Genomic DNA, 25,158 nt, shown 5'->3' on the forward strand with positions numbered 1-25,158 from the left:
CCATAGTGCTGTAATAGGTTACAGAGGAGCCCGCGGGTGTGCCCAGCGGGCCAGAACGCGGGTGATGAGATCCCAATGCAGGCTGGCCGAGCGGCCAACCACCACCAGGATCAGCAATGCGCCGGAGAGAGCGCTGCTGATTTGGTTGCCAACCCCAGCCATTTGCAGACCCTGCTGCAAAAAACCCACCAGCAATGTTGCCAGCGCGGTGCCGAGGATCGAGCCGGAACCACCGTAGATATTGGCACCGCCCAGCACCACCGCCGTAATGGCCGGCATCAGCAACGAACTGCCAAGATCGGAACGCGCCGAGCCGAAATAAGACACCAGCAGCACCGATGCCACCGCTGATGCCAGCCCGGTCAGCCCATATACCGCGCACAGGGTGCGCCCCAGTGGCACCGCGCTATAACGTGCCACTCGCGCATTTTGGCCAATCATAAACACGTTGCGACCAAGCCGGGTGCGGTGCATCAGCAACCAAAAACCCAGCAGGGTAAATAAAAATACCAGCAACGGCATCGGCACCCCGCCCAGAGCAAGGTTGGCAAAATCGCTAAACACGGTGGGGAAACCACCAATGCCTTCAAAACCGGTGGCCCCCGCCAACCCCGATAACAACAGGGCACTGCCGCCAAACAGATAGAGCGTGCCCAGGGTGATCACCAGGGGATTGACGCCGGTATACAAAATCAACCCTGCATTCAATAACCCACAGGCCAAACCCAACAGTAAGGTTAATGGGATGGCGCCCGCCATGGGCACGCCATTTTGGAACAATACCCCCAGGGCAATGGCACACAGCCCGACCGTCGAGGCAAAAGAGATATCAATGCCGCCGCTCACAATCACCATGGTCAGCGGCAGAGCAACAATGCCAATGGCGATAAAATCACTGGTGCTGAACAGCAGCATATTGATATCCAGCATGCGTGGGTTAATGACCCCGAACAGCAGGATTTCCATCACCAGCAGCAAAACCAGTGCCCCTTCCCAACCCAATGCGGTGATCTTCATCAGGCCACCCCGCCTTTTTTATCCGCGTCGTGAACGTTTACGTGTGCGCCGCCAGTCGGTTTTTTTTTGCTGTTAACCGCCGTTGGTTCAGGCAGAAAACGGGCATATTTTTGCCGGCGCCGACTGAGATCCAGCGCCCGACGCAGCCGACCATCGAAGATCAGCACCCCCAATAACACCAGCCCGGCGATAAAATCGTTCCACCAGGCCGGTAACCGCAGCAGTACCAGTACACTGTCGATTTGCGTCAGAAAATAGGCACCAAGAATGGCCCCAACCACCGTACCCGTTCCCCCTAACAGGCTGATCCCGCCCAAAACGCACGCGGCGATCGCTTTCATTTCCAGTCCGCTGCCCGTTTGATTGGGCACAAAACCAATCTGCGAAGCGAAGGTGATGCCGGCCAGCGCTGCCATCAGGCCGTTAATGCCGAACGCGGCGATACGCAGCGTATCCACCGGCACACCCAACTGGCGTGCGCCCTGCAGATTATCCCCCACCGCGTAAAACCCCCGGCCATAGGCGGTACGCCCGCATAACCAAAACAGACCGGCCAATAGCACCATCACTGACCAACCGATAGGGGAAATGCCCAGCCAAATCGGACTGGATAGGCTTTTCAGTCCCGAGGGCAATCCTTCAATCCATCTGCCGCCGGTTAACAACAGCATCAATCCTCGGTACAGGCCCAGGGTGCCAAGCGTGGCGACAATGGCCGGGATCCGCAGCCAGGCTACCAGCACCCCGTTAAACAGACCTGCCAGCCCGCCCACCAACAAGGTTGCCAGGATGGCGGCGGTCAATCCCCAGCCGGCGTTGAGCAACAATCCCAACGCCACCGCGCACAGGCCGGCGGTCGATCCCACCGACACGTCAATATTGCGCGTCAACATCACCAATGCCGCGCCCATGGCCAACAGCATCAAGATTTGCGCGCTGCTGAAAATCATCGTCAGCGTCTGCAGACTGATATAACTGCGATCCAATGTACCCAGCAGTACAAACAGTGCCAGGATGGCCATTAAAGCCGTCAGTTCACGGTTGTTTTGCAAAAGTTTACGCATCACTGGCACCCTCCGACGTCAATTCCGTGGTCGTGTCCATGCTCGATGACGAACCAAAGGCCATGGACATCATCTGTTCCACACTCACCGCCCCCCGTTCCATCGGCGCACTCATCCGGCCCTGGTGCATCACCAACACCCGATCGGCTAACAAGGCGATCTCCTCTGGATCAGAGGAGATCAACAGTAACGCCACGTTTTGCCGTACCACACTGCGCAACAATTGGTAAATATCAGCCCGCGCCGACACATCGACACCACGCGTCGGTTCGTCAACAATCAGCAGCCGGGGCTGCGCCTCCAGACATTTGGCGATCAGCAATTTTTGCTGGTTGCCGCCGGAGAGCGTGCGCGCCGGCTGATCGGCTCGGGTATATTTAATGCCCAACGCGCGATGGTAGCGTTCAAGAATCGCCCGCTCTTTACGCGGGTGAAGCCACCATTGGGTGCGGCTGGCGGCCAGGGCGCCGGTATTCCAATACAGCGGCGCGTCGAGATATAACCCTGACGCCTGGCGATCCTCCGGCAAATAGACCAGTCCGGCAGCCAGCCGTTCGCCTAGGGTCAACTGGCCGATATCACGACCTTCAAGGCACAATTGGCCACCACTGAGTGGGCGCAGGCCATACAGGCTTTCCGCCAGTTCGGTGCGACCGGCGCCGACCACGCCGGCCAGGCCGACGATCTCTCCGGCACGCACGCTAAACGACACGTCTTTAAACCCCTCGCCGCTCAGGCAATCAACATCCAGCACCGGTACGCTGGCAGCGGCGGTATTACGTTGTCCCGGTAAATCCAGCCACATTTTTTGCGCGGCGGGCAGGCTGGCGTCATGGGCCACTGGAGCAATGGCCTGGATCAATGCGTCGCTGTCGAATTGGCCGCCTGGCCCACTCAGCGTTATGGCGCCGTCGCGCATCACACTGACCCAGTCCGCCAGGGCGTGCACTTCGGGTAATTTATGGGAGATAAATACAATCCCCACTCCCTGCTGTTTTAATCCGCGCACCTGCTGGAACAGGCGCTGGGTTTCTGCTGGGGTCAGGGACGCGGTAGGTTCGTCGAGGATCAGGATGCGTGCATCGCGCATCAATCCACGCAAAATTTCCACTAACTGCTGGTCCGCCACCTCCAGTGTGCCGGCTGCCACCGGCAAAGACAGCTTACAACCCAAGCCCTCAAGCAGAACCTGCAACTTTTTGCCATCAGCTTGGTGGTGCGGTAACCGGAATAGGATATTTTCCTTTACCGTCATATTGGGGAACAGCATCGGCTCCTGCGGCACCAGATAGATGCCGAGCTGATGCGCTCTGGCCGGCGTCAGACGCTCGCAGTTTTGCCCCAACACGTTAAGGGTGCCGCTATCAGGAGTAACCACCCCGGCGATGATTTTCATTAACGTCGACTTGCCGGCACCGTTACCACCAAGCAGCGCATGGACTTGCCCCGGCATCAGGATAAAATCGATATTTTTTAATACCGCCACCCCGGAATACTGCTTGCTGACGTTGTGCGCACGCAGTAATGGCGTGGTGGATGTCAGGGGTTGTACCATCATGCTGCCCTCGGCCAGATGTGAACAAATGAATTTTATATTCATAACTGTTCATTAGCCTAGAGGGGACGTTATAATAAAACCGCAAGATTGATCACATTTCATTCATATCTCTTTCCCATCTAGCACAATGCGGCATAACAATGCGGCTTTTGCCAGGCTCGTCACAATTTGTCGTTGTTTTTGAGTGAACAATTGATTTAAATTTTAATAAGTGTTCTATATGAATAAAAATAATTTTGATAATTCCAACCTAACGGACAGCAGCATGGCCGAACAGGAACTCTTAGCGCGGATAGCCTGGTTCTATTACCACGACGGTATGACCCAGGGAGAAATTGGCGATCATCTCGGACTGACCCGTCTGAAAGTGTCGCGTCTGTTAGAAAAGGGCCGGCAGTCGGGGGTCATTCGGGTGCAGATAAACTCGCGCTACGAAGGCTGTCTGGCGCTGGAACATGAACTGCTGGAACGTTTTTCACTTAAGCATGTCCGGGTATTGCCTGAGCTGCCACAACGGGAAATCAACCAGCGCATCGGCATCGGCGCGGCCCATGAAATCATGAAACACCTACAGCCGCAGCAGTTGTTGGCGGTGGGATTTGGTGAAACCGCCATGAGTACGCTTCAGCATTTGAGCGGTTTTATTAGCTCACAGCAAATCCGGCTGGTCACCCTGTCTGGCGGTGTGGGTCCTTATATGACCGGTATCGGTCAGTTGGACGCCGCCTGTAGTATCAGTATTATCCCGACGCCGCTGCGGGCTTCATCGGCGAGCGTAGCGGATATTTTCCGCCAGGAACGTAGCGTGCAGGATGTACTACTGACCGCCCGCGCGGCGGATATCGCGGTGGTCGGCATCGGATCGCTCAGCCAGCGACGGGATGCCACTATTATGCGCTCCGGTTATATCAGCGAAGGTGAGCAGTTGATGTTTGGCCGCAAAGGCGCGGTGGGCGATATCCTCGGCTACTTTATGCAGCGTAACGGTGAATTGGCCGAAGAAATGCCGATTCACCAGGAGTTGATCGGTGTTTCGCTGCATGATCTGGCTAGCATCCCGCAGGTGATCGGCGTCGCCGGCGGTGCAGAAAAAGCCGAGGCGATCCTGGCCGCCCTCACGGGTAAACATATTAATGCGTTGATCACCGAGGAAAGCACGGTTCGCGCCATGCTGGCATGACGTTAAGCCGCACGGAAACACCGGTGATGGTGCGGCGGTAAAAATCGATTGCCATCGTCCCGGACCGGGTATCGGCATGACAACAAAAATGGCTTACCGGTGATTACCCCGATCCCAAACGGCGCCCCGGCGCCCATGACACAGAGATAACGCCATGACCTCACTGTGTAATCCTACGTCCAATACACCCGTTAAAGGGGAAGATTATCTGCTGGCGCTGGATGCCGGCACCGGCAGCATCCGCGCAGTGATTTTTGATACCGCCGGCAATCAGGTCGCCGTCGGTCAGGCGGAATGGCGTCATTTGGCCGATCCGACCATCGCCGGCTCGATGGACTTCGATCTGGAACACAACTGGCATCTGGCCTGCGACTGCATCCGCCAGGCGCTGCAACAGGCCAACCTGCCACCTCAGGCGATCCGCGCGGTGTCCGCCTGCTCAATGCGCGAAGGCATCGTGCTTTACGACCGCCATGGCAAACCCATTTGGGCCTGCGCCAACGTGGACGCCCGCGCCAGCCGGGAAGTCAGCGAGCTGAAAGAATTGCATGACTATGGCTTCGAGCGTGAAGTGTATGAGGTGTCGGGGCAAACGCTGGCGCTAGGCGCCATGCCGCGTCTCCTGTGGCTGGCCCACCATAGGCCCGAGATCTATCGCCGTGCGGCAACACTCACCATGATCAGCGACTGGCTGGCTTATATGCTAAGCGGCGAGTTGGCAGTCGATCCATCCAATGCCGGAACCACCGGCATGCTTAGCCTGGCCAATCGCGACTGGCAGCGCAGTTTACTGGACATTGCCGGCCTGCGGGCCGATATCTTATCGCCGGTGCGGGAAACCGGCACGTTGCTCGGTGCTGTCACCCGCGACGCCGCCCATGCCTGCGGCCTACCCGCCGGCACGCCGGTGGTGATGGGCGGCGGTGACGTGCAGCTCGGCAGCCTTGGACTGGGAGTGGTGCGGCCCGGTCAAACCGCCGTGCTAGGCGGCACGTTTTGGCAGCAAGTGGTCAACCTGCCCGCGCCGCTGACCGATCCGCAAATGAATATCCGCGTCAATCCCCATGTGATCCCCGGCATGTCCCAAGCCGAGTCCATCAGCTTTTTTACCGGACTGACCATGCGCTGGTTTCGCGATGCGTTTTGCGCAGAAGAGAAACTGATCGCTGAGCGTATGGGGGTAGATACCTACAGTCTGCTGGAAGGCATGGCCGCCAGGGTACCGGTGGGCTCCTATGGCGTGATGCCGATTTTTTCCGACGCCATGCACTTTAAAACCTGGTACCACGCCGCCCCCTCGTTTATCAACCTCTCTATCGATCCCGAACGCTGCAACAAACAAACGCTGTTTCGCGCACTGGAAGAAAACGCAGCCATCGTGTCGGCCTGCAACCTGGAGCAAATTGCCCGCTTCTCTGGGGTAAAAACCCCGTCACTGGTGTTCGCCGGCGGGGGCTCCAAAGGCACGTTATGGTGCCAGATTCTCAGTGATGTCACCGGATTGGTGGTCAAGGTACCGGTGGTCAAGGAGGCTACCGCCTTGGGCTGCGCCATTGCAGCCGGTGTCGGCGCCGGTATTTATCCCTCGTTGGCACAAACCGGCGAACAACTGGTGCGCTGGCAACGCGAGTACCAGCCTAATATGGAAAATCACCAGCATTACCAGACGATGAAAACCCATTGGCAGGCGGTGTATGCCGATCAACTGGCCTTGGTGGACCTCGGATTGACCACCTCAATGTGGAAAGCGCCGGGATTGTAGCCCCAGACTGACCCGGCTGCGGTGAAAAAACACCCGGTTATCATACTGCCGTGGGCGCGTGGCGTTAGCGGAAAACACCAGCCATTCGCCTGACGCTGATATCCCTCACTGCGGTGGGCGCGAGGCGTTAGCCGATGGTGCAGAGCACGTCGAGTTGTCCAACACTGAATGGCCGTCTATCACACCAAGCTGTACTGCTGATTTTAATCAGAACTGTATGTTTAAAATAATTCATTAAGCAGGTATTTTTAATCATTAGCTGAGGGGGATCCACTTTCGGGTATCCATGATGCCGGTAAAAACAAGGAATGGGCAATGGCCGTAAAAGATACGTTATTAGCGCTGCTGGTAGTGGTGATTTGGGGCGTTAATTTTGTGATAATCAAATTGGGCTTGCACGGCATGCCGCCCTTTTTACTGGGTGGTCTGCGTTTCTTGTTGGTGGCTATTCCGGCGGTATTTTTTATTCCCGCGCCTAAAATCCCGTTGAAGTGGTTAGCGCTCTATGCCTTAACTATCAGCTTCCTACAGTTTGCTTTTCTGTTTTGCGCCATCAATCTGGGCATGCCCACCGGCATTGCCTCACTGGTGTTGCAGTCGCAGGTATTTTTCACCATCATTTTGGGTACCGTGTTTTTAGCGGAAAAAATCAAAATCATCCAGATCCTGGGCACACTTATCGCCGCTGCCGGCATGGTGGTATTGGCTGAAGGCGGCATGACCAATCGGCTGTCGGCGATGCCACCGGTTGGGCTGTTATTGACGCTGACCGCCGGCTTGTGCTGGGCGTTTGGCAATATCACCAATAAAGTCATTATGACCACCGCACCCAAAACCCCGATCTTGTCGCTAGTGGTCTGGAGCGCGTTAATCCCGGTATTGCCGTTCTTGTTGTGCTCGTGGATATTTGAAGGCCAGGCGGTTATGGTTAGCAGTCTGGTAAATATCAAGGTACCCACGGTGTTATCCCTGATTTACCTGGCCTTTATTTCCACCATTATAGGTTATGGCCTGTGGGGTACACTGTTGTCACGTTATGAAACCTGGCGCGTCACCCCTTTTGCACTGTTGGTCCCGGTGGTAGGGTTAACCAGCGCCGCGCTGATTTTGGGTGAACAGCTCAACGGGTCACAACTCATTGGTGTTGCCGTGATTATGCTAGGGTTGATCATTAATGTGTTTGGTGGTCGGCTAATGAGACGTAAAACGGCCCGCTGCCCACCGGTCTAAATCACTGGACTGGGTGGTGCCTGTCTATTAAATTTAAAAAAATTAAATATTATATTAATCAACTTAATGGATTGGGGGTTATCCAACTCAACACCCTTTTCCCCTCAATCGGCGGTGAGCTTATTCTTTAGTTCTTGCACACATTCACTCACCAGACGATTCAATTTTTTGTGATAGCAATGCCGCACGAACCACTGAGGGCAGCCAAAAAAATGCCCGACGGATACCTGAATTTGACCCGATACCCAAACCGCAAAGATATCATGGCTATCTTGATGATTTTTTGTTGGTTTAACTGAACCGCACCTTTCAAAAAAATCGATAAAGTTATTTTTTTCTTTGTACAATTCATCAAGATTAACCCGACGCCAGGCAAGGGAACTGCGAATATTTTCCACATCTAACAACAGTGGGCCACCCAGATACCAGTTTTTAGGCAATTCTCGAATTGAGGTGTTGCGGATATTCAGATAACCACCCACATGCAGATTCTCCGGCAACACGCTTAACGCGGTGTTTTCAAGGTCTAAGGTCGACTCGGTATAAAACGCCTCAGGTAGCGATTCTAGCGGCGTATTTTCCATTAATAACGCTCCGCCGACCTTAAGATTGCTTGGCAAGGTTTTTATCAAGGTATTCTTTATATCTAGATTGTGATAAATCATCATGTCATTGGGCAACCGTGCCAAGGGGCATTGGTTAAGAATCAATGATCCAACGACAATCAAAAAGTTTGGCAGACACTCAATAGCACAGCCACGTAGGTCAAGATCTTCACTGATCAACGTCAACCCACCGGCGGTGCGGGTAAAACCGATATTTTTTGCCATCAGTAATTCAAAAAAGTTAGACAATCGTATTTCCTTTTGAGATAACTATAATTAAAGGGCTCATCGGCAAAATGATAGGCCCACATTGATATACAATAAAATGACACAATATTTTATCTTGGAAATAATAAAAAAATTAATTTCTTTCATTAAAATAATAAGGAATCTAAAATACTCACGAACATAAAAAGAGATGAGCATGTGAATTGAGGTACTTTTCATATTTAATTATTATAACTTCATCATAATAATGGATAACACAATAATGTTTGCTGTGAAGTTTAGCATGTAAAAACCGCCTTTTTGATGATAAAAAATCTTTTTTCATTCTAACCGATGATATAAGATCTTTGGAGATAATAAAAAATCTCAAGGACAATATAATGCAGAATTCAAATTCTAAAACACAACAGAATGACAATGAAACCCTAAATACCCTAGGAAAAAACTTGTCTCACCTAATGATTAAAAAAGACATTGATAGTGCTTTTTTAAGTAACATAACTGGATTGGGCGTGGCGACAATAAATAGTTTACGCAGAGGCAGCGGAAATCCCACCCTTGCAACCATTGTCAGCCTAGCGCATTTTTTTGATGTTAGCCTGAGCGAGTTAACGGAAACCGATTTAGATCGTCAGCAGGTCAGACCCAATCGCGCGCAGACCATGCCATTAATCAAACTGGGAGAGATAGACAGGTTTCTTGATAACTCGTTAAAAAACCATGCTATGTATAGCACTGAAATTGATGCGACTGAAAATCACTCGGTTATCGCTATACTTATTCATAACAACGCTCTTTATCCACATTTTTCATCCGGCACCATTTGTATTATTTCCATGGAAGAAGAACCCTGTGATGGTGATATTGTTTTGATTAAAATAAATGATTTCACGCCATGTTTTAGACGATTATATATTGAAGATGATAATTTTTTATTTACCACTATTACCTTAGAGCACGATGTAAAACCCTCTAGCTATAAAAATGCCAACATTCTCGGCATCTTACTAAAAGCAATAAAAAATTATGTTTAACCACATGACCCGCTGAGGATTAATATGAGATTACGTTTATTAAAAGTTTGGTTAATATCTATTTTTAACCCAAAATATCAACTCACACTTAGCGAAACTGTTCATGCACCCGAGCCTAACAAAACCACCTATATCTTCAAGCAATATGGCAGTTATGACTTTGTTCATTTGACGTTCCTTGACATTAAGAATAATTCAAATTTGTTACGTGTCATTAATCCAAAAAATCTTTTACACATTCATTTAAATGAGCTATCGATTAAAAAAAGTTATGAAACTTATCATATTATAGAAGAAATAAGGAATAATAAATTTAAAATAAAAAACATGCAGGATGAGAATATTTATTCAGGGGAATATATTTGTAAAAACATTGATATGTTCCAAAATATAAACCCTAACGATCTGTGTAAAATAGGTTATGCTACGGGTTTTCATCAAGGGAGGAAAATGTCGTTAAGCATTAAAACGATTTCTAATATTAACGACATTCAGGCACCTGTAGACTATAAAAGTGGAAATATTGTCACAATCCGCTAAAAATAAACATTAAATAAAGACCGCGTTCGCCGTTATGTCCTCAGAAAAATCCAGCAGGTTAAATCCACTTTTTGCTATGGTTTGTATCGCTTGGGTTCCTGGCTGCCATTGGAAGCAGGTCGCCGGACCAACGGTTATCAGACATTGATTTTGCCTTTCCGTATAATCAGTATGGGCATGCCCGCAAATCAGGCTTTTGATATGACTATGAGCATGACATAACTCCATGATGTCGGCGCCATTCAATAATCGGTAATCATCCACTAAAGGTATGCCCACTGGCAGGGGATGATGATGCATGATCAACGCAATATTTTTGCTTCGATAGGTTAAAAGCTGTTGTTCTAGTCGGCCCAACTCCTGCGCGGCTAACCAACCGGTGTCTTTACCCGGCTGTATTGTGTTTATCGCCACAAAACGCCAATTATCCAGACATAGGTGATTGATGTCGTTAACCACTGGGGAACTGTTGAATATAAAAGCAAGATGATCCGGATCGTCATGATTGCCAGCAATATAAAACACGGGCAATTGCAAACGTTCGATTTGTTGTAACGCCAATTGGTAAGACGCCAACGAACCGTCTTGGGATATATCCCCGGTAACCAAAACGGCTTCACAACCTAACTTTTTGTGTTCAAGTATATAGTTAATCGTTTTTTCCAGGTGACGATGTGTAGGATGTCCATGTAACGTCATGTCGGGGGTTGAAAAAATATGACAGTCGGTCAATTGTAATATTTTCATTTCTTTTCCTTTTCAAAATTATTGTGATTGATATTATCTTTAGTCTCCCGAAATACCGACAGTGGGTTATATGAAATACCCCAGTCATAATAATCGGTTTTTTCTATTTTCTTTATTACCCCAACTAAATAGATACCGACAGGAAGCAATAAAATAGACATCACCACCTTGTATGACCAGGTGGTTGCGATAATATTAACCAATTCATGGAAACTATATTTTGAAGACAAACTAATAGGGTAGGATGTCAGCAGTAGCACCGCTTGTGCAATCATCGCCGATAATGTGTAACGGATAATAAAAAACCTGCCGCCAAAATAAATCTTTAATTTTGAAATCAATAAACTATTACAAAAATAAGATGCAGGCACTGAGATCCAGGTTCCAACCATAACCTGCCAGAAATTATGGAATAAGTGATAGTAGTGTTCCGATATTAGATTAGAGTCTTTTTGTATGATTGCGCATAAATTTATTAATAAAACATATACTGTCTGACTAAACACCATAATCCATACCGTTCGACCGCCCAACTTATAGCCGTAAACTTCGGTAGAAATAGTTGAAAGTAGATAACATAATGAAAAAATAATACCACTCGCAGTAATTTTAAAGTCATATATATTTATAACTTTGTATACGACCGTATCACACACAATCATAATCGTGACCATTAGGCCAACAAATAGGCCGTACAGCTTATAGTCTGTATTCATATACACTCCGGAGTCAATAACAAAAACCTGTCATTGCCAAAATAACAAAAGACATCACGTTTATCAACGCCGCTTTAATTTATAACTTAACTAAAGCTAAAAAGTATATTTAGTGCATTAACTACATATATATTACGAATTTATTAATGGAATTATCGTTGCGTCAATAATACTTATTTATATAGCCAGTGAACGTCATCCTTGACGACAGCTTACACATGCAACTATTTTAGTGGTGGTACATTTTAGCTTTTCGATAACAATAAAGGAGTGCGGTATGCGTATTTTAGTGGTTGGCGCAGGTGCCACCGGCGGCTATTTTGGTGGCCGACTGGCCTTGGCCGGCCGAGATGTGACCTTTTTGGTGCGCGGCGCCCGCGCGGAAACGTTGCGTAAAGAAGGTTTAAGACTAATGACCCCGGAGGGTGAATTCAGCCTGCGCCCCCAGTTAACGCTGGCCGAAGACATCAAGCAGCCTTATGACGTTATTATCCTGACCGTCAAAGCGTTTGCGCTGGAGTCGGCGCTGTTGGACATCACCCCGGCCATGGGTCAGGACACCCTTATTATGCCGATGCTAAACGGCATGAAGCATCTCGATATTCTGACCACTCGCTATGGTAAATCGGCAGTCATCGGCGGTATGTGCAAAATCGCCGCCACCCTCAATTCGCAGGGCCATGTGGTACGCATGAGCCCACTTCATGAGCTGTACTACGGTGAACTGGACGGTTCGACCACTCAACGGATCCAGACGCTGGATCAGCAGCTTAGCGGCGCGGGTTTTGACACCTTTTTATCCACGTCAATTATCAACGATATGTGGGAAAAGTGGCTACTGCTGGCAAGCCTGGGCGCCATTACCTGCCTGATGCGCGGCAATATCGGCCAGGTGGCCTCGACGGTGGGCGGCGGACAATTTGCCCACGGGGTGATTAACGAAGTGCTGGCGATTATCACCTCCGCCGGTTATCGTCGCAATGAACAGTATATCGCACAGACCACCGCCCTATTGACCCGCACAGACTCGGTACAAACATCCTCCATGTACCGGGACTTGATGCAAGGCTATCCGGTGGAGGCAGAGCAAGTGCTGGGGGATTTGGTGACCATCGGACATCGAGTAGGACTGGGCAGCCCGCTGTTAAACGCAGCCTATACCCACCTGGCGGTCTATCAAGCCAGCAGGACATGATCAGTCAGGATTGATCTGCCTCGGACCGTTATCATTGATCATCATCGCAGGATAAAACAACGGCTAAACCATCACGTTGACGTGTTTAGCCATGGAAGGACACTGCCTGGCGTTGTTGTTCAGACGCCCACAGTGGTGGTGGTATCGGTGGCCGCCATCCGCAAATCGGTTTCTGAACGCATCAGTTCCGGCCATACTGCCATCAAAGAGGAAACAATGGAGTCCAAATCCTCATGGGTCGCACCGTCGCGGGCCTGTACCGACATACCTTGCAACGTGCAGGCCAGATATTTGGCCAAGGCGGCAATATCGGTATGGCGTGGCAGTTCACCGGTGGCCTGGCGGTCTGATAAAAATTCGCGCAGCGTGTTTTCCTGCAAATGGTGACGAGTGCGCAGCAACTCAGCCACATCATCCGAGGATGCGGATAACGCCGCGGAAGTACAGATAATAAAACAGCCTGATGGCAGACTCTTATCCGTGAACATCGCCGCCGCCGCGCGCATAAAATCTTCTACCGCTTCAGCAACGGTGCTGCCAGGACGCCTGAGCAATGCCTTACCTTTTTCCGCGAACTTACTGACATAACGCTCCACCGCCGCGCGAAACAGCCCTTCCTTATTTCCGAACTCGGCATACAGCGTCGGCGCCTTTGCGCCCGTTGCGTCCACCAGATCGGCCATGGAAGTGGCTTCATAGCCATGGCGCCAGAACATTTCCAGCGCCTTGTCCAGGGCAATGTCGCGGCAAAACTGCTTTGGTCGGCCACGGCCTTTCTTCAGACATGCGATGGGGTCAATGCTCATGACATCCTCTTTTAACCCGAACAGCGAAGGTGGAATATAATAATTAATGGGCATTATAAAAAATTCGGCCCGTACTGTCGAGGGCACAGTGCTGTTTTATTGTGCTCAATGTCACATCAGGTAACCTTAATTGAAGGTCACACCGCCGTTATCGTCCAAGCAGCAGATGCATTGGGCTCTATTCATTGTTTCTAACCGCCACAGAAAAAGTAAACATCGTCACTGTTTTCCCCCGCCAACCTTCAACTCAAATCCATGGGCATAATGGTATATATAATTTATCATTGTATTTTTAATATAAATTCACTTATTCACTTATTCACTTATTCACTTATTCACTTAAATAAATTATAAGTGGTTCTTACACATTTTGGCGATATATTTTTTACAAAAATAATTTATACACAAGGTTTCACAAAAAAAATTTTTATTTTATTTTTGCGTTAGCTTTTGTTTAAGTTCCCCCCGTAAACCTACGCTACGATATACCCAGTTTAGCAAGCTATTCCGTTTTATACCTATCAATAACTATTGATTTTACAATCAAGGAATGAACAATGAAAAAGTTGTTATTATCTCTGGCGACCTGTGTCACCCTGGCAATAAGCACAAACACGTTGGCCAACGATCATACCGTTACAGTAGGGTATGCACAAAGTACATTACCGGTGATGAATTTAGGTAATGTGGCTCTCCATGGTGTCAATCTCAAATACCGTTACGAAGGCGATAGCTCGGTGAGTCTTATTACCTCCTTAGCCTATATGGGGAATGATGTCTCTTACAATGGAGTGAATGACTTTGGACAAAAGGTTGATGCTGAAGACAAATTTAGAAACTACTCGTTAGCTGCAGGTCCTGCTTACCGTTTTAATGAATTTGTGAGTATCTATGGTCTGGCCGGGGTGAATGTATTTGATGTTAAAACTACACAAAAACCCAATAAAGGGAACGATAATTCCGACAATAAGAGTGCACATTTTCGCACTACCTCATTCATGTACGGTGCCGGCATACAAATTAACCCAATAAAAAACCTGGCCTTGGATATAGGTTACGAAGGTACACAAAAGAACTTAGGGAATAATTCCACACTTAAAATGAACGGCTTTAACGTCGGTGTCGGTTACCGCTTCTAACCTACACGTATAGATTTGGGCTGTGGCACGAAAGATGACGGGTAATACCCTATAGATTTCGCGTCACAGGCAGGCGGCCAGCAAGAGAACCCCGGGGAGCTTACTCGAGTAAGTGACCCGGGTGAACGCGCGCAGCCAACGCCCCTGTGGCGGGAAAGATGACGGGTAATACCCTATAGATTTCGCGTCACAGGCAGGCGGCCAGCAAGAGAACCCCGGGGAGCTTACTCGAGTAAGTGACCCGGGTGAACGCGCGCAGCCAACGCACCTGTGGCACGAAAGATGACGGGTAATACCCTATAGATTTCGCGTCACAGGCAGGCGGCCAGCAAGAGAACCCCGGGGAGCTTACTCGAGTAAGTGACCCGGGTGAACGCGCGCAGCCAACGCCCCTGTGGCGGGAAAGATGACGGGTATTTTAGAGTAGCATGAAGGCGATCATCCCCACCACCGCCCCGGTGGTACCTAGAATAGTTTCCATGACCGTCCAGGTTTTTAAGGTTTGCAGTTCGGTTGCGCCGGTTAATTTGCCGAACAGCCAGAAACCCGCGTCATTAACATGGCTGCACACAATGGAACCGCCGCCTATACAGACCGACAGGGCGGCCATCTGCGCACCACTCAGGCCCAGAGGCGCGACCACCGGCATGATCAGGCCCACGGTGGTCAAACAGGCAACGGTGGCCGATCCTTGAATAATACGAATGGCGGCGGCCAGGACATAACAGGCCACGGCAATGGGCAAACCGGTGCTAACCAGGGCATGGCCGAGGGCCGAACCGACCCCGGAATCCACCAGTACCTGCTTAAACACCCCACCGGCGCCGGTGACCAATAGGATAATGCCCGCCGGCTGCAGTGCCGCCGAGCAAATATTCATCACCTTATCCTTGCTCATACCCTGTCGATAGGCCAGACCATAAATGGCCACCAAACAGGCTAATAAAATAGCGATAAACGGGTGACCGACCAGCTCCATCCAACGGTACCACACTCCGCCTTGCTCAACAAAACGCACACCGATGGTCTTCAACCCCACCAGAATCAACGGAAACAGCACCAAAGAGACACTAAAACCAAAAGATGGCAGCGCGACGGTTTTCAGGCCTGGCTCGGCGATCTCCGCCGGCATCGGAATAGTGACATATTTACTGATAAAACTGCCGTAAACCGGTCCGGCCAACAGCATACTGGGGACGGCTGCCGCCAGGCCGATCGCTATCATCCAGCCATAGTCAGCATGCATCTGCGAGGCCAACAGCATTGGCGTGGGTCCGGGTAGCAGAAAGGCCGCCGCCGCCGCAACCCCAGCAAACAAGGGCACAAGCAGTTTTACCAGGTTACCGTCGGTACGGCGTGCCACGGCAAACACCATCCCGATCAGCAGCATTACGGCCACTTCGAAAAACAATGGCAACGCGCAAACCAATCCGACCACACCCAGCGCCAGATAAGCGCGGCTTTCGCCGAAACAGCGCACCATTTTGGTGGCGATCTGGTCCAGAGCACCCGTCTCATGTAACACCTTGCCAAACATTGAACCAAGGGCAACCACAATAGCCAAGAAGCCCAATGTACCGCCCATACCGGCTTGCATGGTATCAGCGATTTTTTCAAGCGGCATACCAGAAAAGATTCCGGTGCCAACGGAAACCAACAGCAGAGCAATAAAGGCGTGCATGCGCGCTTTCATCACCAGAAACAGCAGGATCAACACCGAGCCGACAGCGGTGATCATTAATGTCAGCGTACTCATAGCGGAGAACCCGTAAGGTTGCACATATCTTCGGCCAAGCATACCAAGGGGATAATGTGGCGCAGAGACACACTACCACCAAAGGATGGACCGCCTGCAGCGAAAAAATCGCTGTCGAATAGAGACAAATTGTGTTCTATCACCTTATTACTCCCTTTTTAATCAATGCGTTATGCCTCGCCTTACCTTGCAGCAAGAATATTTTGTCAAAGGCGGATGACAGGATTACGCGGGGCACAAAAAATGTTACCGGTAACATAGACGGCTATAATCCTTCGGGGGTAAACAAAAGGCAAGAAATTAGACATAGCTCACATAAAAAGTGTGATGAACGTCGAAAATTTGAATTTTTTAGCTTCGCGGTAAGGCCATTCACATAGCCGATCGGCTAAGTCCGGCTTAGGGTGTTGCAGTTAACGGCATCACTGCAACCGCCGCAATAGGTGATTTATATTATGGACAGCGGAATAACGACGAAGAAATAAAACAACTTGGCAACAATGGCATGCTACGTTCAAAAATAGTGTTAATGTCATCTTCAATCTTTGGCGATTTCGACCTCAACTGGCGGTTATTCTGCATTCCCATGCCCCTTATGTTATCTTGAGCGCCATATTATCAGGATGTCGGTATATTTTTTGCGATCATGATGGCTGTGAGGCCGTGACGCTCAATTGCTGACTTACCGGCGATACCGGTGCTTATCAAGATCTGAATCTACATCGGGTATTTTACATCCCCCTCGACAGCCTGCCTGCGGAACTGGCGCGAAGCCCTTTTCCGATGATAGCCATTACGCCCGACGAGGTATTTACCGGGGTCTTGGTAAAACTACATCTGGATAAGCCAGGTTTTGAAGACACTTATCGGTGCGCAATATGATAGCGTTAGCATCCACAATACGTCAGAATCAGGGCCAAAATCGAGACCTGCAGCGAGCGGTGCAAGAACGCGTTTATGCGTTTATCAGGCCGTTACGTCAGCCCAGTATGTTGGGGAGATACCGACCGCTGTCCCCGGCTTTTTCACTACGTGACGATCTCAATATGTCCTGGGACGAATTCGACCATCTGATGAACGACTATTTTATTCAGTTTGCGGTCAATGCCGACGACTACGATCACCTGACCTATTTCCCAGAGGATATTCGCCCGCTACCGATGAAAATCATCAGTTACCTCGGGCGTTGGGCTGGTGCCGTCGAGTCCCCGCAGCCGCTGACCCTGGGTATGTTGGTGGAAGCGGCAGTGACCGGCCGCTGGGTCAGCCAGGCGCGGCGTTAAACCCTCTTATCGTTCCCTGGCGCCAACTGCATTAATGATCGATAGACCTGTCCAGGCTCAATGGAAACAACATTATTATCGGCTGCATGCAATATCAGATGCGGCACCTTCCACGGTGCCCAACAGATCGGATCGCTATCGCCGAATAGTGCAACAACCCCTTTCCCCAGAGCTGCCGCAATATGCATGGCTCCACCATCGCTGGTCACCACCCGATCGCAAAGCTGCATCGCGGCAATCAGCTCGTCCAGCGATCGGGTGGGTATAGGCGTAAGGCAGGATAACTTGCAGTCGGCCACGATCTTGGCTGCCATCTCATCATCGCCCGGATGGGCAGGGTTATCCGCTGAGCCAGGGGACCAGAGTAAAATAATTCGGCAAGGACCCGCGGCAGCAATAAGCTGGGCGAGAGCAATAAAATTGGCCGCTGGCCAGCGCTGTAGCGGCCGACGCGCGCTGATTTGCAGGCCAACCACCGGCACCAGACCATCAATAGTACACTGGTGAGACATTGCGGCAATGCTCTGAGGCCGGGCATTAAGCACTAGCGGCCCCGCCTCGGTATAGATGCCCAAGGGCACTAACAACCGCTGAAAACGTTGCACTAAATGTTCCGTGCCGGGGGGGGGACTTATCAGATCGGTGATTGCCCTATTCGGCAGAGTGCCCAACGCCAGGATACGCCGCGCGCGTGCAAGCGTGGCCCATTTCAGTACCCGTTGATTCCAGTTGCTTTTGGCAACCACGGCCACATCATAACGGGTGTGGCGGATGCGCCACATGATCTTTATCCGCTGTAAAATAACGGCAAACCGGGATTCTCCGACGGCACGATGATGGATTTTTTTATAGATAAAGACCGTAGCCACATCGGGATTACACGCCAGTACCTCAGCATTGTAGCTGTTGGCCAATACATCGACCTGGTAATGGCCTTCATTGGCCAATGCGCTAATAAGTGGGGTCGTCAACAACGTGTCCCCAATGTTGTCCCTACAGATCACCAAGGCTCTCATGAACCCTCTCATACCGTTGGTTAAGGGATGCATGATCCCTATGGCTGGAGGTAGGACACCGGTTTAATCAACATGTTCAATCGTCATCTTTCACATTGAAAGGACGTTTCTTACCGGTAAACCGTTCCAGCCGCTGCAACAGACGGCGATTTTCCGTTCTCAGACGGGTAATTTCATCGAGCAAACCAACCGCCAGAGCAATACCCTCCCAATCCAGTTCAAGATCTCGCCGCAGGCGTTGCGCCCGCAGCAAGTCGTGCAACGCGACGGGCTCAAAGCGCCATTCGCCGTCATCGTCGTCCTCTTCGGGGACAATAATACCAAGTGCAACTACTTCGAATAATTCATCGCGGGAAATAGCGGCGGACTGGCAAATTTCAGCAACTTCCAACGTTAGCCTGACTTCGCTCATAACCCATTACTCCCATTCCGCTCGAGGATTAAATGCACAGTGCATGGCCAACTGCGTCCAAAGCTCCCGCGCCTGTTCATCAAACTGCGGCGGCATGACCACTTTGATTAACGCATACAAATCGCCAGTGCCCTGTTTACTGACAAGCCCCTTGCCTTTGATACGTAACTGCTGGCCCGGCTGGCTGTTGGCAGGCACACTCAGGGTGATTTTTCCCGTCAGAGTAGGCACGGTAACCTTGGCGCCCAGCGCCGCTTCCCATGGTGCGAGAGGTAACGTCACCAGCAGGTTGGCACCATCAAGATCGAACAGAGGATGTGGAGCAATGCGTATAATCAGATACAAATCACCGTGGGCACCGCCATTGACACCCGCCGGTCCTTGCCCTTTCACACGAATGCGATCGCCGTCGGTCACGCCGGCGTTAATCTTAACCTTGAGCGTCTTGCTTACCGGTGCGCCCTGGCGCCCCTGTTCCACCGGACCGGCGAGGTGGTAGTTGATAGTGCGTTGATGATCCGCCAGCGTTTCTTCCAAAAACACCGGCACTTCAATTTCCACATCCTGCCCGCGGCGTGGTGTCCCGGCACGTGGCCCACCCTGAGTACGAGCACCGAAGACCGATTCAAAGAAATCGGAATAATCACGATCCTGGAAACCAGCACCCGCGTCGCTGCTTGACGTCCGTGTCCGACCACCAGGCTGCCAGCCGGGAGGCGCTTCAAACCGGCCGCCATGACCGTATTTACGCAAGTCGTCATATTCCGCACGGCGAGCGGTATCCTTGAGTACCTCATAAGCTTCGGCAACGTCTTTAAACTTGCTTTCGGCATTGGCCTCGGTGCTCACATCGGGATGATATTTCCGCGCCAGGCGCCGGTAAGCGGTTTTGATCGTTTTAATATCGGCAGAGGGTTCGACACCCAATGCGGCATAATAGTCTTTAAAGTCCATACAGCTCTCTACCGCCGTGTTCTTATGTTGGGAATCGCGGATTTTAAATCAGCCCGCTGACGGGAATACCTGCAATTCAGCTCACTCTAGCACTTCACCCTGAGCATTAAAAGCGTGCCCGGCGGGCAGTACTTTACCCTATTTATCGCTATTTTATTATCAACCGTGCTACTACCGGATGGATTAACCTGGATAAATATTAACACGTCCCCCTACAGCTGTAATATCCATTACTTAGGGACATATGCGCTATGTTTTGTGATACATGTATCACAAATTTCGCTTTAGTAGCAGGAATGTATATATCTTTAGCCGACCCGGTCTCACCGTTGCCAGCGATATGCTCCATGTTAAGCCTCTACTCGGCATATCGCCAATATTAAGCAGTGTGGAGACGCTCCATGTCAGTATCTGAAGAATATAAATCCTCTCACGCCGTATCCGGCCCGCAGACAACCGGAAATGCGCGTTTTATGAATGCCTTTATCTCTTTTGCCGCCGCCATGGCAGGGCTGTTGTTCGGGCTGGATATCGGCGTTATTGCTGGCGCGCTGCCACTGATAGCCAAGCATTTTTCCTTAAGCAGCCAGCTACAGGAATGGATTGTCAGCAGCATGATGCTCGGCGCCGCACTGGGTGCGCTGGCCAATGGCTGGTTCTCATCCAGACTAGGGCGTAAATATAGCCTGATGATCGGCGCGGTACTGTTTATTTTCGGCTCCCTGGGTTCGGCACTGGCGCCATCGGCGGAAGTATTGCTACTAAGCCGGGTTCTGCTAGGGTTTGCCATCGGCATCGCCTCATATACCGCCCCCCTCTATTTATCTGAAATGGCAACTGAGTCGGTACGCGGTAAATTAATCGCCATGTATCAATTAATGGTGACTCTGGGCATTTTATTAGCCTTTTTATCCGATACCGCCTTTAGTGCAAGCGGCAACTGGCGGGGAATGCTAGGCGTACTGAGTATACCAGCAGTGATCCTGTTGGCGGCAGTATTCTTTCTGCCCAACAGTCCGCGCTGGCTGGCGTCGAAAGGGCGGCATATCGAGGCGGAGCAGGTGTTGCGTATGCTACGCGACACCTCGGAAAAAGCGCGCCAGGAACTTAACGATATCCGCGAAAGTCTCAAATTAAAGCAAAACGGCTGGGGATTATTCAAGACCAATAGCAATGTACGACGCGCGGTTTATTTGGGAATGTTGCTGCAGGCGATGCAGCAGTTTACCGGAATGAATATCATTATGTATTATGCGCCAAAGATATTCAGCCTGGCGGGTTTTACCACCACCTATCAGCAAATGATGGCAACCGTGATTGTCGGTCTGACCTTTGTACTGGCGACATTTATCGCCATCGGCATGGTGGATAAGGCCGGGCGCAGACCCGCGTTGAAAATTGGCTTTAGCGTCATCGCCGTTGGCACACTGATGCTGGGCATTTGCCTACAACTCATTGACCGGGGCAATCATTCCGCTGGTATCTCCTACCTGTCAGTGGGCATGACCATGATGTGTATTGCCGGTTACGCGATGAGCGCCGCCCCGGTGGTATGGATCCTGTGTTCGGAAATCCAGCCGCTGAAAAGCCGCGACTTCGGCATCACCTGCTCGACCACCACCAACTGGGTGTCCAATATGATTATTGGCGCCACCTTCCTTACGTTAATCGGCCATATCGGCGCTGCCGCCACCTTCTGGCTCTATAGCGCGCTGAATGTTGCCTTTGTGGTGGTCACTTTCGTACTGATACCGGAAACCAAAAATATCACGCTGGAAAAAATCGAGCACAACCTGATGTCAGGTAAAAAACTGCGCGATATCGGCCAATAATCTCTGGCGGTCTGGCCGCTAGCGACGTCGCTCAAGCATGGCGAAAAACACCACCGTCATGGCCAGCACAATCAACAATAACGCCAACGCCGCCGCCGCGCCTTCGTTGATCGACAGACCGAGAAACGCCCGGCGGTAGGCAAAAAAGCTTAGCACTTCGGTGGCAGTACCCGGACCACCGCGTGTGAGCACATAGGGTAAATCATAGGTCCGCAGTTCATTGATTAACTGAATCACCACGGCGATGGCCGCCACCGGGCGCAGCATTGGCAGGGTAATATACCAAAATTGCTGCCAGCCTCGTGCGCCATCCATTTCCGCTGCCTCGTAAGGTTCACGGGGCAGCGCGGCAAGGCCGGCGACCAGGATCAACACCACAAAAGACATTTGCTGCCAGATATCAATAAACGCCATGGTCCAAAAGGCCAACGTGGGGCTACCAAGCCAATCCACCCGCGGCCATCCCCAACTTTCCAGCATATGGTTGACAATACCCAGGTTAGGTTGCAACAGCATGCGCCAAATTAGCCCTACACATACCGGCGACATCGCCATGGGGATGATCAGCAAAGCAAAATAAAGCGGCCGGGTTTTCACCACCCGATTCAACATCAAGGCGATGCCCAGTCCGACGATAAATTCCCCGGAAACAGTAATCAGTGAATATTTTATCGTTAGCCAGGCCGCTGACCAAAAAGCATCGTCACTCAGTACGGCAATAACGTTGTCAAGACCGACGAAGGGGGCCAGCGTCGGCCGTAACAACGTGAACGACGAGAACGCCAATACCAGCGCGTAAATAACCGGGAAACCCAAAACAATGGCCAGCGCCAACAGGCCGGGAGAAGCAAATGCCCAGCCGGTTAAGCAAAACCGGTCAAACCCGGCAACGCCGGGTTTAGGTTTACGCAAAGAGACTGCGGAGGTTTTAATCGGCATCAGCCATCACTTTTTCAACAGCGTTTCAAGTTGGGTGGCAGATTCCGCCAGGGCGGCGTCAATGCTACCGTTACCCCCTGCCACCTGAGACAGTTGGGTACCCAGCACATCTTCATATTGGGCGGAGTAGGTGAATATCGGGAAAGACTTCCCGGTGGCCACCACCTGTTCCGCTGTCTGGTAATAAGGAAACTTAGCCAATACCGCCGGATCTTTGTAAACATCGGCGCGCACCGGCGCATGCCCTTGTAATGCCCGTTCGGTTTCCACATGTTTATTTTGTACCCATTGGATAAACGTCCAGGCGGCTTGTTTTTCCTCTGGTGAGACATTTTTAGGAATACCCCATCCCCAGCCACCGCTTTCGCCATGACCACCCGGCATCGGTGCCAGTGCCAGTTTACCCGCCACCGCCGGGCAGGTCTTGGGGTTGTCCAATTGCGGCAACATCCACCAATAGGTGATCATACTAAAGGCTTTACCACTGCACATGAGACGCATGGTGTCGTCAAGGGTGGCGGACAGCGCACCGTCCTGAGCCGCATTTTTGATGGCGTCGACATATAATGTCAGTGCCTGCTTACCCGCAGGACTATTAAGGACAACGTTATTATTCCCATCCAGATATTCGCCACCGGCGGCAAACAGATAATTGGAAAACTCCATACTATTGGGATCGCCCCGTTGCCCTTGCATCGCCGCGCCGGCGATACCTTGCGTTTGTTTAATGAATTTCGCCAGGGTAACGTAATCTTCTAGGGTTTTCGGCTGCGCCAGCGGTTTTTGGGTCGCGGCCTGATATTGCTGAGCCACGGTCTTATCTGCCAGGAGATCGGTGCGATAAATCAGGCCCATAGAGTAATTATACATCGGCAGGATATATATTTTTTTGGGGTCGTGATTAAGCAAGGAAACCATGGATGGAATAAAAGCTTGAGTATCAAATTTTGATTTTTTAATTAGTGGAGTAAGATCAGTCAGCCAATTAGCAGTGGGGAACTCTCCGGCCCAAAGAAAATCCACTTCCAATAGATTATAATAACTTTGTGGCGCAATCAGCTGCGATACCAGCTTATCATGCATATCGCCGTAGCCAATTTTTTCAAACTGGACTTTTATTCCAGTCTTTTTTTCAAACTGCGGTAACATTTGTTCGATAATATGGGTTTCCGGGACATCTTCCATCAGCGCACGCAGTACCACTTCTTTAGCCTGCACCCCCATGGCGGCGGACAACATCACCAATCCTGATATGCATACTATTTTTTTCTTTAGCAACATGGTGTTCTCCTGTTTCGTCTAGATAGACGGGTGTTTTCTTTACTGAAAATACCAAAGGCGCGTCACTTAACGCTACCAAAAGTCAGGCCCTTAACGATGTACCTCTGGATAAAATGCGATGCGATAATCAGTGGCAAAATGGCCAATATCACGCCGGCCGACACTTTGCCGATTTGCACGCCGTTGGACGTCTGCAGCGCTGCCAATGCCACCGGGATAGTGGCGGTTTGCGGCCCACTGAGCACCAAGGCAAACAAAAATTCATTCCATGACAAAATAAAGCCCAATACCGCAGCCGCGGCCAGCCCTGGTAAGGATATGGGCAGGACAATATGGCGAAATGCTCCCCAGGCGGTGGCACCATCCGTCATGGCCGCCCACTCCAAATCAACCGGAATACCTTCAAAAAAACTCATCAAAATCCAGGTGAGAAAGGGCAAATTAAGCGCTGCGTAAACCAGCGTTAAGCCTACCAGCGAGTTGGTTAATCCCATGGTGCGCAACAATGCAAACGCGGGCAAGACCAGCGCCACCGCTGGCAGCATTTGCGTTGCCAGCATGATAAAACGCGCCGCCGGTCCACCGGTTCTAAAACGGGCGAACGCATAGCCCGTCGCGGCGGCAAAGGGCATCGCCACAGCCACGGAGCATAAGGAGACAATCAGGCTATTGCCGTAGTGGGTGAGAAAATTATTTTTGGTTATCAGTGCGTGATAGTTTTCCCATGACCAACCGGGGAAAATGTCGGTACTGTAGGCCAAAGACTCGGGAACCAGACTGGTACGCAATGCCCAGAGCGGCGGCAGTAGCACCGCAACGCAGGCGAGAATCAGTCCAAGATGCAGTGCGATTTTGCGTAACATA

The 25,158-nt window shown here is 50.8% G+C and carries 23 protein-coding genes; 9 read left to right on the plus strand and 14 right to left on the minus strand.

Features of this window, described 5'->3' with window-relative positions; all coding sequences use genetic code 11:
- Nucleotides 1–18: 18 nt before the first annotated feature.
- Genes lsrD through lsrA form a run of 3 tightly spaced genes read right to left on the minus strand, consistent with a single transcriptional unit; the run spans nucleotide 19 to nucleotide 3,636 of the window.
- Nucleotides 19–1,017 (minus strand): autoinducer 2 ABC transporter permease LsrD, encoded by a 999-nt coding sequence (lsrD, locus tag SJI19_RS13005; RefSeq protein WP_323478694.1) that lies wholly within the window; start codon nucleotides 1,015–1,017, stop codon nucleotides 19–21.
- The gene (lsrC, locus tag SJI19_RS13010) at nucleotides 1,017–2,081 is read right to left on the minus strand and encodes an autoinducer 2 ABC transporter permease LsrC (RefSeq protein ID WP_323478695.1); all 1,065 of its coding nucleotides are present in this window, start codon (nucleotides 2,079–2,081) and stop codon (nucleotides 1,017–1,019) included. The genes lsrD and lsrC overlap by 1 nt, the downstream gene beginning before the upstream one ends.
- Nucleotides 2,074–3,636: an autoinducer 2 ABC transporter ATP-binding protein LsrA gene (gene lsrA / locus SJI19_RS13015; RefSeq protein WP_323478780.1), complete on the minus strand. Its 1,563-nt coding sequence runs from the start codon at nucleotides 3,634–3,636 to the stop codon at nucleotides 2,074–2,076. Before lsrA ends, lsrC begins: the two co-directional genes overlap by 8 nt.
- A 223-nt stretch (nucleotides 3,637–3,859) precedes the next feature.
- Between lsrA and lsrR the strand changes: the two genes are divergently transcribed.
- The 3 genes from lsrR (at nucleotide 3,860) to SJI19_RS13030 (ending at nucleotide 7,811) form a co-directional block, all read left to right on the plus strand.
- On the plus strand, nucleotides 3,860–4,819 hold the full coding sequence (lsrR, locus tag SJI19_RS13020; RefSeq protein ID WP_323478696.1) for a transcriptional regulator LsrR: 960 nt from the start codon (nucleotides 3,860–3,862) through the stop codon (nucleotides 4,817–4,819).
- Nucleotides 4,820–4,973: 154 nt separating this feature from the next.
- Entirely contained in the window at nucleotides 4,974–6,581 is a 1,608-nt protein-coding gene (gene lsrK, locus SJI19_RS13025; protein ID WP_323478697.1) for an autoinducer-2 kinase, read from the plus strand.
- A 315-nt stretch (nucleotides 6,582–6,896) separates the two neighbouring features.
- Nucleotides 6,897–7,811, plus strand: a complete 915-nt coding sequence (locus tag SJI19_RS13030; RefSeq protein ID WP_323478698.1) for an EamA family transporter — start codon at nucleotides 6,897–6,899, stop codon at nucleotides 7,809–7,811.
- Nucleotides 7,812–7,915: 104 nt separating this feature from the next.
- Here the strand turns inward: SJI19_RS13030 and SJI19_RS13035 are convergent, their stop codons facing one another.
- Nucleotides 7,916–8,665, minus strand: coding sequence for a hypothetical protein (locus tag SJI19_RS13035; protein ID WP_323478699.1), 750 nt, complete (start codon nucleotides 8,663–8,665; stop codon nucleotides 7,916–7,918).
- Nucleotides 8,666–9,024: 359 nt separating this feature from the next.
- Here SJI19_RS13035 and SJI19_RS13040 point away from each other — a divergent pair, with 359 nt between their 5' ends.
- Both SJI19_RS13040 and SJI19_RS13045 read left to right on the plus strand, forming a co-directional pair.
- On the plus strand, nucleotides 9,025–9,678 hold the full coding sequence (locus SJI19_RS13040) for a helix-turn-helix domain-containing protein (protein WP_323478700.1): 654 nt from the start codon (nucleotides 9,025–9,027) through the stop codon (nucleotides 9,676–9,678).
- A 24-nt stretch (nucleotides 9,679–9,702) separates the two neighbouring features.
- Entirely contained in the window at nucleotides 9,703–10,218 is a 516-nt protein-coding gene (locus tag SJI19_RS13045; RefSeq protein WP_323478701.1) for a hypothetical protein, read from the plus strand.
- Nucleotides 10,219–10,227: 9 nt separating this feature from the next.
- On the opposite strand, the gene SJI19_RS13050 is transcribed toward SJI19_RS13045, so the two are convergent.
- Together SJI19_RS13050 and SJI19_RS13055 are read right to left on the minus strand one after the other, a co-directional pair.
- A complete protein-coding gene (locus SJI19_RS13050; protein WP_323478702.1) occupies nucleotides 10,228–10,965 on the minus strand; it encodes a metallophosphoesterase in 738 nt (245 codons plus the stop codon).
- Entirely contained in the window at nucleotides 10,962–11,681 is a 720-nt protein-coding gene (locus SJI19_RS13055) for a VUT family protein (RefSeq protein ID WP_323478703.1), read from the minus strand. Before SJI19_RS13055 ends, SJI19_RS13050 begins: the two co-directional genes overlap by 4 nt.
- Nucleotides 11,682–11,958: 277 nt before the next feature.
- On the opposite strand from SJI19_RS13055, the gene SJI19_RS13060 reads away from it, so the two are divergent.
- Complete coding sequence (locus SJI19_RS13060) at nucleotides 11,959–12,876, plus strand: ketopantoate reductase family protein (RefSeq protein WP_323478704.1); 918 nt, start codon at nucleotides 11,959–11,961, stop codon at nucleotides 12,874–12,876.
- A 119-nt stretch (nucleotides 12,877–12,995) separates the two neighbouring features.
- Here SJI19_RS13060 and SJI19_RS13065 read toward each other — a convergent pair whose 3' ends face one another.
- Nucleotides 12,996–13,682 carry a TetR/AcrR family transcriptional regulator gene (locus SJI19_RS13065; protein WP_323478705.1) on the minus strand — a complete coding sequence of 229 codons (687 nt, stop codon included), beginning with the start codon at nucleotides 13,680–13,682 and terminating at the stop codon, nucleotides 12,996–12,998.
- A gap of 557 nt (nucleotides 13,683–14,239) precedes the next feature.
- Here SJI19_RS13065 and SJI19_RS13070 point away from each other — a divergent pair.
- Nucleotides 14,240–14,821, plus strand: a complete 582-nt coding sequence (locus tag SJI19_RS13070) for an Ail/Lom family outer membrane beta-barrel protein (protein ID WP_323478706.1) — start codon at nucleotides 14,240–14,242, stop codon at nucleotides 14,819–14,821.
- A 418-nt stretch (nucleotides 14,822–15,239) separates the two neighbouring features.
- On the opposite strand, the gene gntU is transcribed toward SJI19_RS13070, so the two are convergent.
- The gene (gntU, locus tag SJI19_RS13075; protein ID WP_323478707.1) at nucleotides 15,240–16,577 is read right to left on the minus strand and encodes a gluconate transporter; all 1,338 of its coding nucleotides are present in this window, start codon (nucleotides 16,575–16,577) and stop codon (nucleotides 15,240–15,242) included.
- A gap of 878 nt (nucleotides 16,578–17,455) precedes the next feature.
- Between gntU and SJI19_RS13080 the strand changes: the two genes are divergently transcribed.
- On the plus strand, nucleotides 17,456–17,860 hold the full coding sequence (locus SJI19_RS13080; protein WP_323478708.1) for a DUF1493 family protein: 405 nt from the start codon (nucleotides 17,456–17,458) through the stop codon (nucleotides 17,858–17,860).
- On the opposite strand, the gene SJI19_RS13085 is transcribed toward SJI19_RS13080, so the two are convergent.
- The 3 genes from SJI19_RS13085 to cbpA form a co-directional block, all read right to left on the minus strand.
- Nucleotides 17,857–18,831 carry a glycosyltransferase family 9 protein gene (locus tag SJI19_RS13085; protein WP_323478709.1) on the minus strand — a complete coding sequence of 325 codons (975 nt, stop codon included), beginning with the start codon at nucleotides 18,829–18,831 and terminating at the stop codon, nucleotides 17,857–17,859. The genes SJI19_RS13080 and SJI19_RS13085 overlap by 4 nt on opposite strands.
- A 121-nt stretch (nucleotides 18,832–18,952) precedes the next feature.
- Nucleotides 18,953–19,288 (minus strand): chaperone modulator CbpM, encoded by a 336-nt coding sequence (locus SJI19_RS13090; RefSeq protein ID WP_323478710.1) that lies wholly within the window; start codon nucleotides 19,286–19,288, stop codon nucleotides 18,953–18,955.
- Nucleotides 19,289–19,294: 6 nt separating this feature from the next.
- A complete protein-coding gene (gene cbpA / locus SJI19_RS13095) occupies nucleotides 19,295–20,242 on the minus strand; it encodes a curved DNA-binding protein (protein ID WP_323478711.1) in 948 nt (315 codons plus the stop codon).
- A 401-nt stretch (nucleotides 20,243–20,643) separates the two neighbouring features.
- Between cbpA and SJI19_RS13100 the strand changes: the two genes are divergently transcribed.
- The gene (locus SJI19_RS13100; protein ID WP_323478712.1) at nucleotides 20,644–22,074 is read left to right on the plus strand and encodes a sugar porter family MFS transporter; all 1,431 of its coding nucleotides are present in this window, start codon (nucleotides 20,644–20,646) and stop codon (nucleotides 22,072–22,074) included.
- A gap of 18 nt (nucleotides 22,075–22,092) precedes the next feature.
- Here SJI19_RS13100 and SJI19_RS13105 read toward each other — a convergent pair whose 3' ends face one another.
- From SJI19_RS13105 to SJI19_RS13115, 3 genes are all read right to left on the minus strand, one after another.
- On the minus strand, nucleotides 22,093–23,013 hold the full coding sequence (locus SJI19_RS13105) for a sugar ABC transporter permease (protein WP_323478713.1): 921 nt from the start codon (nucleotides 23,011–23,013) through the stop codon (nucleotides 22,093–22,095).
- Nucleotides 23,014–23,019: 6 nt separating this feature from the next.
- Entirely contained in the window at nucleotides 23,020–24,294 is a 1,275-nt protein-coding gene (locus SJI19_RS13110) for an ABC transporter substrate-binding protein (protein WP_323478714.1), read from the minus strand.
- A 62-nt stretch (nucleotides 24,295–24,356) separates the two neighbouring features.
- Nucleotides 24,357–25,157: a carbohydrate ABC transporter permease gene (locus SJI19_RS13115; protein ID WP_323478715.1), complete on the minus strand. Its 801-nt coding sequence runs from the start codon at nucleotides 25,155–25,157 to the stop codon at nucleotides 24,357–24,359.
- Between the last annotated feature and the right edge of the window lies 1 nt (nucleotide 25,158).

The sequence above is a fragment of the Acerihabitans sp. TG2 genome (assembly GCF_035013185.1).
Lineage (GTDB): Bacteria > Pseudomonadota > Gammaproteobacteria > Enterobacterales > Enterobacteriaceae > Acerihabitans.